This is a genomic window from Cupriavidus sp. MPR-AND1C, assembly GCF_058809705.1.
Genome location: NZ_JBXASU010000050.1, coordinates 46,455 through 55,380 on the forward strand (window position 1 = coordinate 46,455; position 8,926 = coordinate 55,380).

8 protein-coding genes are annotated in these 8,926 nt (G+C 67.8%); 7 read left to right on the plus strand and 1 reads right to left on the minus strand.

The annotated features are described in order from the left end of the window. Positions 1 to 4 precede the first annotated feature (4 nt). From AC1RWI_RS24005 to AC1RWI_RS24025, 5 genes are all read left to right on the plus strand, one after another. Entirely contained in the window at positions 5 to 1,048 is a 1,044-nt protein-coding gene (locus AC1RWI_RS24005) for an ABC transporter ATP-binding protein (RefSeq protein WP_043346694.1), read from the plus strand. Next, complete coding sequence (locus AC1RWI_RS24010) at positions 1,045 to 2,037, plus strand: ABC transporter ATP-binding protein (RefSeq protein ID WP_043346697.1); 993 nt, start codon at positions 1,045 to 1,047, stop codon at positions 2,035 to 2,037. The genes AC1RWI_RS24005 and AC1RWI_RS24010 overlap by 4 nt, the downstream gene beginning before the upstream one ends. Positions 2,038 to 2,093: 56 nt before the next feature. Continuing rightward, on the plus strand, positions 2,094 to 3,557 hold the full coding sequence (locus AC1RWI_RS24015; protein WP_492869217.1) for an N-acyl-D-amino-acid deacylase family protein: 1,464 nt from the start codon (positions 2,094 to 2,096) through the stop codon (positions 3,555 to 3,557). 140 nt (positions 3,558 to 3,697) lie between these two features. Further along, positions 3,698 to 4,021, plus strand: a complete 324-nt coding sequence (locus AC1RWI_RS24020) for a putative quinol monooxygenase (RefSeq protein WP_492869219.1) — start codon at positions 3,698 to 3,700, stop codon at positions 4,019 to 4,021. Positions 4,022 to 4,191: 170 nt separating this feature from the next. Then, entirely contained in the window at positions 4,192 to 5,202 is a 1,011-nt protein-coding gene (locus AC1RWI_RS24025) for a cysteine synthase A (RefSeq protein ID WP_043346704.1), read from the plus strand. A 5-nt stretch (positions 5,203 to 5,207) separates the two neighbouring features. On the opposite strand, the gene prpR is transcribed toward AC1RWI_RS24025, so the two are convergent. Continuing rightward, positions 5,208 to 7,241, minus strand: a complete 2,034-nt coding sequence (prpR, locus tag AC1RWI_RS24030) for a propionate catabolism operon regulatory protein PrpR (protein ID WP_492869222.1) — start codon at positions 7,239 to 7,241, stop codon at positions 5,208 to 5,210. A gap of 287 nt (positions 7,242 to 7,528) precedes the next feature. Between prpR and prpB the strand changes: the two genes are divergently transcribed. Both prpB and AC1RWI_RS24040 read left to right on the plus strand, forming a co-directional pair. After that, the gene (prpB, locus tag AC1RWI_RS24035; RefSeq protein WP_043351920.1) at positions 7,529 to 8,437 is read left to right on the plus strand and encodes a methylisocitrate lyase; all 909 of its coding nucleotides are present in this window, start codon (positions 7,529 to 7,531) and stop codon (positions 8,435 to 8,437) included. A 73-nt stretch (positions 8,438 to 8,510) separates the two neighbouring features. Then, positions 8,511 to 8,926: citrate/2-methylcitrate synthase (locus AC1RWI_RS24040; RefSeq protein ID WP_492869224.1), on the plus strand; the 416-nt coding region annotated here is incomplete at its 3' end.

Here is an 8,926-nt window from a genome sequence, read left to right on the forward strand (position 1 = left end):
ACCAATGACGACGACAATGTCCCGCGTTGCCCTGCCCACCGGGGAGCCGTTGCTCGAGGTGGACGACCTGCACACCCATTTCGACACGCTCACCGGCCCGGCCCGCTCGGTCAACGGCGTCTCGTACACCGTGCGCGCCGGCCAGACGCTTGGCGTGGTCGGCGAGTCCGGCTGCGGCAAGAGCGTGACCGCGCTGTCGATCATGCGGCTACTGCCCACGCCGCCGGCACGCATGCGCGGCGCCGTGCGGCTGCGCGGCATCGACCTGCTGCAACTCAGCGAGCGCGAGATGCGCCGTATCCGCGGCAACCGTGTCTCGATGATCTTCCAGGAGCCGATGACCTCGCTGAACCCGGTGCTCACGATCGGCCGCCAGATTGCCGAGACGGTGCAGCTGCACCAAGGCGCAAGCCGTGCCGATGCGCTGAAGCGCGCAGCGGAAATGCTGCGGCTGGTGCAGATCCCCGAGCCCGAGCGCCGCGTCAACGAATACCCGCACCAGCTCTCCGGCGGCATGCGCCAGCGCGTGATGATCGCACTGGCGCTGGCCTGCAACCCGGAGGTGCTGATCGCCGACGAGCCCACCACCGCGCTCGACGTCACCATCCAGGCCCAGATCCTGGACCTGATCCGCCGCTTGCAGAAAGAACTAGGCATGGGGGTAGTGATGATCACGCACGACCTCGGCGTGGTGGCGGAGTGCTGCGACCGCGTGATCGTGATGTACGCCGGGCGCAAGGTCGAGGAAGCCAGCGTCATCGATCTGTTCGACCGCCCGCTGCACCCCTACACCCGCGCGCTGATGGCCTCGATGCCTTCGATGAACACCAGCAGCCAGCGCCTGGCCGAAATCCCCGGGCTAGTGCCATCGCCGCAGCAAGCGCGCCGCGGCTGCGCGTTCGCGGCGCGCTGCCCGCATGCCGACACGCGCTGCGCGCGCGAAATCCCGCAACTCACGCGCCACGGCGCAGACCATGCGGTGGCCTGCTTCGCGGTCGAGGAAGGCCGCATCGAATGCAACCAGCCAGCCCAGGAAGCCATCGCATGAGCACCCCCACTGTCCCGCCCTCTCCCCTGCTCAAGGTCGACCGGCTCAAGAAGCACTACATCGCGCCGCAGCGCTGGCTGGCGCCGCGCAAGCCGCCCATCCAGGCGGTGGACGGCGTGTCCTTCACCGTCGAGCGCGGCGAGACGCTCTCGCTGGTTGGCGAATCCGGCTGCGGCAAGACCACCACCGCCAAGTCGGTGCTGCGCCTGGTCGAGCCCACCTCCGGCTCGGTGCAACTCGATGGCGAGGAGCTGCTGGGCCTGTCGGCAAACGCCATGCGCCTGCGCCGGCGGGATCTGCAGATCATCTTCCAGGACCCCTACGCTTCGCTAAGCCCGCGCCTGACGGCGGGCGAGATCGTCAGCGAGCCGCTGCGCAATTTCGGCATGCGCTCGCGCACCGAGCGCAGCGAACGCGTGCAGTGGCTGTTTGCCAAGGTCGGGCTGCGCCCGGAGGCGGCCAGGAAATTCCCGCACGAATTCTCGGGCGGCCAGCGGCAGCGGCTGGGCATCGCGCGCGCGCTCGCGCTCAACCCCAAGCTGATCGTCTGCGACGAGCCGGTGTCGGCGCTCGACGTCTCGGTGCAGGCGCAGGTGGTCAACCTGCTGATGGACCTGCAGGCCGAACTCGGCATCGCCTACCTGTTCGTTGCGCACGACCTGGCGGTGGTGCGCCATATCAGCCACCGGGTCGCTGTGATGTACCTCGGCCAGATCGTGGAGCTGGCCGACCGCGACACGCTGTTCAGCGCGCCGCGCCACCCGTACACGGAGATCCTGCTGTCCGCGGTGCCAGTGCCCAATCCGCGCACGCCGGCCCGGCGCCTGCTGCTGCAAGGCGACCCGCCGAGCCCGGCCAACCCGCCGCCGGGCTGCCGCTTTCACACACGCTGCCCGCTGGCGCAAGCCATATGCAAGGAACAGGCGCCCGCCCTCACCGAACGGCCCTCCGCCGGCGGCGGGCATCAGGTCGCCTGCCACTTCCGCTGACCCGCCGACTCGCTGACCCGCTGACCGACTCGCTGCAGACCCAAAAAAGGAACCCGATGTCCAATCCTGATTCCACGCACTACGACCTGCTGATCGCTGGCGGCACCGTGATCGACGGCAGCAAGGCCCCCCGCTTCAGCGCCGATATCGGCGTGCGCGGGGGCCGCATCGCGGCGATCGGCAACCTAACCGGGCACACGGCTGACCGGACGCTGGACGCGTCGGGCCAGATCGTCGCTCCCGGCTTCATCGACGCGCACACGCATGACGACCAGGCCGTGCTGTCGCAGGCCACCATGCCCTTCAAGATCTCGCAGGGCGTCACGACCGTGATCGCCGGCAACTGCGGCATCAGCGCCGCCCCGTTGCGCGCGGACATGGACCTGCCCATGCCGCTAAGCCTGATCGACTCGCCGGCCGAGGGCCGCTTCACCACCTTCGCGGCTTACCTCGATGCGCTGCGCGCCACGCCAAGCTCGGTCAACGTGGCGGCGATGGTCGGGCATTCGACCTTGCGCGCGGTCACCATGCCGGCGCTCGACCGGCCCGCCAATGCCGAAGAGATTACCGCCATGCGGGCACTGGTCGAGCAAGCCATGCAAGCCGGCGCGATCGGCCTGTCGACCGGCACCTTCTACCCGCCCGCCGCCAAGGCGACGACCGAGGAAATCATCGAGGTCTGCCGGCCGCTCAGCGCGCGCAAGGCGCTGTACGTGACGCATATGCGCGACGAGTCCGACCATGTCATGCAGTCGCTGGAAGAAACCTTCCGCATTGGCCGCGAGCTCGGCGTGCCGGTGGTGGTGTCGCACCACAAGGTGCAGAACACGGCGAACTTCGGCAGGAGCCGGGTCACGCTGCCCTTCATCCGTGAAACCATGAAGCACCAGTGCGTCTCGCTCGACTGCTACCCATACACCGCCGGCTCCACCATGATCCGCACCGACCGCGGCATGCTCGAAGGCCGGGTGCTGATCTCCGCCAGCCAGCCGCACCCCGAATGCGCGGGCCGCGACCTCGACGACATCGCCAGGGAATGGGGCGTGGCCAAGGACGAGGCGGCGCGCCGCCTGCAGCCCGGCAGCGCGGTCTACTTCCTGATGGACGAAAACGACGTCCAGCGCATCCTCGCCTTCGACGACACCATGATCGGCTCCGACGGCATTCCCGTTGGCGCAAGCCCGCATCCGCGCCTGTGGGGCACCTTCCCACGCGTACTCGGCCACTACTGCCGCGAGATCGGGCTGTTCCCGCTCGAAACGGCGGTCTGGAAGATGACCGGGCTGACGGCACGCAACTTCGGCCTGCATCAGCGCGGCACGCTGGAGGTGGGCCACCATGCCGATATCGTCGTCTTCAATGCCGAGAACGTGCGCGACGCCGCCAGCTACGAAACCCCCACCCGCCCGGCCGAAGGCATCGGCGCCGTGATCGTCAACGGCGCCATTACCTGGCAGCACGGCGCGCATAGCGGGGCGCGCAACGGGCAGGTCATCACACGGCAGGCACGGCAGGACTAGCGGGGCGATGGATTGCCAGCCGGCCCCTGCCGGGACCGCTGGCCGCACCGCTATCGCCCGGGCGGGGACTTGTCAACCCGTCTAAATTATCCGGCCAATGCCCTCGGACATTCAGCCCAGGGCCCCGCCGCACGGCTACAATGGCGCGCCACACGCTTGCCGTTCACACCATGTCCACAACGTACACGCTTGTCGGAATTGCGCGCGCCAAGGCTCACCGCCGTGAGGTCCTGGTTGCCAAGCTGACCGCGCTGCGCCTGCGCGGCGCCTTGGAACCCGGCTGCCTGCGCTACCACGTGGGAGAAGACGCCGAGGATGCCGAGGTGTTTGTGCTCTATATGGAGTGGAATTCCAGGCATGCGCTGGAATCGCACCTCAACAGCGAGTATGTGCGTGACTTTCACGCCACCCGGCAGGAATTTCTTGAGGGCGACATCAATTTCCGGTGGCTGAACGCTGCCTGACGGCCACCCTGGTGCCGCTATCCCAACGTCGCGCAAAACCCGCTTTTCCAGCCCAAGCCGAACCCGTGCGCCATGCGGGTTTCCCGGCACGCCTTGTCATTCCCCCAACGCCGATCTATCACTCTGAGTGACGCTCCGATCCATCCGGAGCGCAACGCGCGGAGTGCATCATGGACGTCAAGGATGGTTTCGTCGGCACCATCGGCCATACACCGCTGATCCGGCTGGCAGGCCTGAGCGAGGAGACCGGTTGCGAAATCCTCGGCAAGGCTGAGTTCCTGAATCCGGGCGGCTCGGTCAAGGATCGGGCGGCGCTCTACATCATCCGCGACGCCGAGCGGCGCGGCGCGCTCAAGCCCGGCGGGACCGTGGTGGAAGGCACCGCCGGCAATACCGGCATCGGCCTGGCGCATCTGTGCGCCGCGCGCGGCTACCGCTGCATCGTGGTGATCCCCGACACCCAGTCCCCGGAAAAGATGGACCGCCTGCGGCTGCTCGGCGCCGAGGTGCGCCCGGTGCCAGCGGCGCCCTACGCCGACCCCAACAACTACCAGAAGGTGGCCGGGCGCCTGGCCCAGGAGACGGAAAACGCCATCTGGGCGAACCAGTTCGACAACCTGGCCAATCGGCAGGCGCATTACGAAACCACCGGTCCGGAAATCTGGCACGACACCGCCGGCAAGATCGATGCCTTTGTCTGTGCCACCGGCACCGGTGGCACGCTGGCCGGCGTCGCGCGTTTCCTGAAGGAGAAGGAGCGCAACCCGCCCGTGCGCATCGTGCTGGCCGATCCGCACGGCAGCGGGCTGTATCACTTCGTCAAGCACCACGAGGTCAAGGCCAAGGGCAACTCCATCACCGAGGGGATCGGCTCCAGCCGCGTCACCGCCAACCTGGCGGACACCCCGATCGACGATGCGGTCCGGATCGACGACCAGGCTTGCGTCGACATGGTTTACCGGCTGCTGCGCGAGGAAGGCTTATGGGTGGGCGGCTCGTCCGGCATCAATGTGGCGGCGGCGGCCTGGCTGGCCCGTGAGATGGGGCCGGGCCACACCATCGTCACCCTGCTGTGCGACCGCGGCGACCTGTATGCCGGGCGCCTGTTCAATGCGGACTGGCTGGCGGCCAAGGGGCTGACACCGCAGCCCGTCGTGTCACGGCACGTGGCGCAGCCGTGACATGGCTACGGCGCCTCTTTCAGGCGCCGCCACAGGGTCGTGGCGCTGATGCCCAACTGATGACAGGCTGCGGCACGGTTGCCCCCGCATTGCGCCAGCACGCGCCGGATATGCTCGGCCTGACTGGTGCGTGCCACGCCTGCGAGCGAGCCCGCCTCAGTCGGATCGTCACCTCCCGTACCACCCGCACTACCCTTGGCCACCGCGCCGCGCAAGCCGCCAGCCAGCGGCGCAGGATCACCTTGCGGCTCCGGGTCAAACAACTCCGGCGCCGCCGCCTGCAATTCATCGAGCAAATCCCGGGGCGCCAGCTTGCGCCCCGCCACCAGCACGGCAATGCGTTCGGTCACGTTTTCCAGCTCGCGGATATTGCCCGGCCAGGCATAGCCCGCCAGCCTCGCCCGCACCGCTTGCGGCAGCGGCTGTGGCGCCGGCTGCCCCAGGCGTTCCTGGGCACGGCGGTACAGCAGTTCCGCCAGCTCGGGCAGGTCGCCGGCGCGCTCGCGCAGCGGCGGCATCTCGATGCGCAGGATATTGAGGCGGTAGTAGAGATCCTGGCGGAAGCTGCCCTGCCGGACCAGTTCGCCCAGGTTGCGGTGCGTGGCGGCAATCACCCGCACATTGACCGGCACGGCATCCAGGCCGCCGATCGGCAGCACCTGTTTTTCCTGCAGCACACGCAGCAAGCGGGTCTGCAGCGCGGGCGGCATATCGCCCACCTCGTCCAGGAACAGCGTGCCATTGTGGGCGGACTCGAACAAGCCCGCCTTGCCGCCGCGGCGTGCGCCGGTAAAGGCGCCCTCTTCGTAGCCGAACAGCTCGCTTTCCAGCAGAGTCTCGGGGAACGCCGCGCAATTGACCGCCACGAACGGGAATACGCGGCGCGGGCTGGCGTCGTGCATGCCCTGGGCCAGCACCTCCTTGCCGGTGCCGCTTTCGCCGCCCACCAGCACGGTGGAATCCACCGCCGCATAGCGCCGCGCCAGTTCGCGCAGGTGATGCATGGCCGGGGAAGCACCAGCGAGGTCGTCCAGGCTGTAGCGCACGCCAGCCGGCCTCGCGCGGCTGCGCGAGCGCAGGTTGCGGTCGACCCGATGGATGGCATTGGCATCCTGCAGCGTCAGCACCGCGCCGGTGGCGCCGCTCTCGGTGACGATGGGGATGCGGTTGACCACCACCATCTTGTCGCCAAGCTTGTGGATGGCTTCGAGCTCCTTGCTGCCGCTTTGCATCACGCCATCGAGCGAGAGCGCGGGGGCCAGCGCTTGCAGCTTGCGGCCCAGCGCAGCGGCCGGCGCCGTGCCGAGAAAACGCTCCATGGCCGGGTTGTAAGTCTGGATGCGCCCGTCCGCGTCGACTGCGGCCACGCCTTCATTCAGGTGAGCCAGGATGGTGTTGACGTAGTCGCGCCGGCCGGACTCGATGCGGCGCAAGCGAGCCGCTTCAATCACATCCTCCAGCGCACCCCGCACCGAATTGCCTGAGTACAGGAACACGCCGATCAGGCCGATCTTGTCCGCCAGGTCGGTCACCATGCCCGGCCCCACCACCACTTTGACGCCCTCCTGCTTGAGGGCCTTCACGCGGGCCGCGGCATCGTCCTCGGTCAGGTACGTGTAAGCTGGGATGGACAGCGAAAAAGACCGCACGAACTCATCCACCTCCGGATAGGTGGCGGCGTGCGTCACCAGCGCCACCTTCGGCGAGATGCGCCGCGCCGTCGCCAGCGCGCTCATCACATCGAAGCCGGTCACCTTGACCAGCACCACTGGCACATCGACGTGCTGGCGCAGGTAGGCGCCATTGGAGCCGCCCGCCACCACGGCATCGAGCCTGCCCTCGCGCGCTTCGCGGGCGACGGCGCTGGCAGCCGCCGCGTAGCCTTTGCCCAAGATGCGGAACTCGGCCTGCGCGGCGTAGGCCGGGATCAGGTCGGCAAAGGCCCGGGACAGGCGGCTAATGCCGATCGCCCAGATCCGCGGGCGGGCCGGCGTGGTGCCGCCGGTGGGGGGAATGGGCGAGAGGATGCCGGATTGCATGGAGATGGAAAACGCTGCAGATACGCCGGATGGCGCTAATCTTGAGATTGTGCGCCCCCACGGATTGCATTTCAATATTGAAAAGCAATTCTTTCAATTTTGAAATTCATCACGCGTCAGCGACGCAACGCAGGGGCCGGCCGCGAAGCCTCGGGAATCGCCGCCAGCCCAGGCCTGGCAAGGGTGCCGCCCTACGCCCGCGCTCCTGCGTGAGGCGCGATGCGCAGCCAAAAACAGGCTGGCACACCCCTTGCGCTTATCAGCCGTCCACTCCTAAAGCGATGATCATGACCTTCTCCACTTCCGACCTCGCCCGCTCCGCCGGCGCCCGTTTCCGCCAGGCCCTGGCCGATGAGCATCCCCTGCAGGTCGTCGGCACGATCAATGCCAACCATGCCCTGCTGGCCAAGCGTGCGGGCTACCGCGCCATCTACCTGTCTGGCGGCGGCGTGGCCGCGGGCTCACTCGGCCTGCCGGACCTGGGCATCTCCAACCTGGACGACGTGCTGACCGACGTGCGCCGCATCACCGACGTGTGTGATGTGCCGCTGCTGGTCGACGTGGACACCGGCTTTGGCGCCTCCGCCTTCAACGTGGCGCGCACCACCAGGTCGCTGATCAAGTTCGGCGCGGGCGCAATGCATATCGAAGACCAGGTCGGCGCCAAGCGCTGCGGCCACCGCCCGGGCAAGGAAATCGTCTCGCAGGGAGAAATGGCCGACCGCATCAAGGCGGCCGTCGATGCCCGTACCGACGAGAACTTCGTCATCATGGCCCGCACCGACGCACTGGCCGTGGAAGGCCTGGACAAGGCCATCGAGCGGGCCGTGGCCTGCGTGGAAGCCGGCGCCGACGCCATCTTCCCGGAGGCCATGACCGACCTGGCCATGTACCGCAAGTTCGTTGACGCCGTGAAGGTGCCGGTGCTGGCGAACATCACCGAATTTGGCGCTACGCCGCTGTTCACCACCGAGGAACTGGGCGGTGCCGGCGTGTCGATGGTCCTCTACCCGCTGTCGGCCTTCCGTGCCATGAACAAGGCCGCCGAAAACGTGTACGCTGCAATCCGCCGCGACGGCACGCAGCAGAACGTGGTCGATACCATGCAGACGCGCGCCGAGCTGTACGAAAGCATCGGCTATCACGCCTATGAGCAAAAACTGGACGCCCTGTTTGCCCAGGGCAAGGCCAAGTAAGCCCACCAGCAGCACCCGAACAGCACACGTGCACACGAGCACACGAGCACAGCAACCCCAAGGAGACTCCCCCATGTCCGAAGCGCAACCGCTAGTCGCCCCGAAGCCGAAGAAATCCGTCGCCCTGTCGGGCGTGACCGCCGGCAACACCGCGCTGTGCACGGTCGGCCGTACCGGCAACGACCTGCACTACCGCGGCTACGACATCCTCGACATCGCCGAGACCTGCGAATTCGAGGAAATCGCCCACCTGCTGGTGCACGGCAAGCTCCCCACCCGCGCCGAACTGGCTGCCTACAAGGCCAAGCTCAAGGCCCTGCGCGGCCTGCCCGCCAACGTCAAGGCCGCCCTCGAATGGGTGCCCGCCAGCGCCCACCCGATGGACGTGATGCGCACCGGCGTGTCCGTGCTCGGCACCGTGCTGCCGGAAAAGGACGACCACAACACCCCAGGTGCGCGCGACATCGCCGACCGCCTGATGGCCAGCCT

Bases quoted from the DNA above. Each gene is read 5' to 3' on its own strand.
- AC1RWI_RS24005 (WP_043346694.1), top strand. From the start codon at position 5: ATGACGACGACAATGTCCCGCGTTGCCCTGCCCACCGGGGAGCCGTTG.
- AC1RWI_RS24010 (WP_043346697.1), top strand. From the start codon at position 1,045: ATGAGCACCCCCACTGTCCCGCCCTCTCCCCTGCTCAAGGTCGACCGG.
- AC1RWI_RS24015 (WP_492869217.1), top strand. From the start codon at position 2,094: ATGTCCAATCCTGATTCCACGCACTACGACCTGCTGATCGCTGGCGGC.
- AC1RWI_RS24020 (WP_492869219.1), top strand. From the start codon at position 3,698: ATGGCGCGCCACACGCTTGCCGTTCACACCATGTCCACAACGTACACG.
- AC1RWI_RS24025 (WP_043346704.1), top strand. From the start codon at position 4,192: ATGGACGTCAAGGATGGTTTCGTCGGCACCATCGGCCATACACCGCTG.
- prpR (WP_492869222.1), bottom strand. From the start codon at position 7,241: ATGCAATCCGGCATCCTCTCGCCCATTCCCCCCACCGGCGGCACCACG.
- prpB (WP_043351920.1), top strand. From the start codon at position 7,529: ATGACCTTCTCCACTTCCGACCTCGCCCGCTCCGCCGGCGCCCGTTTC.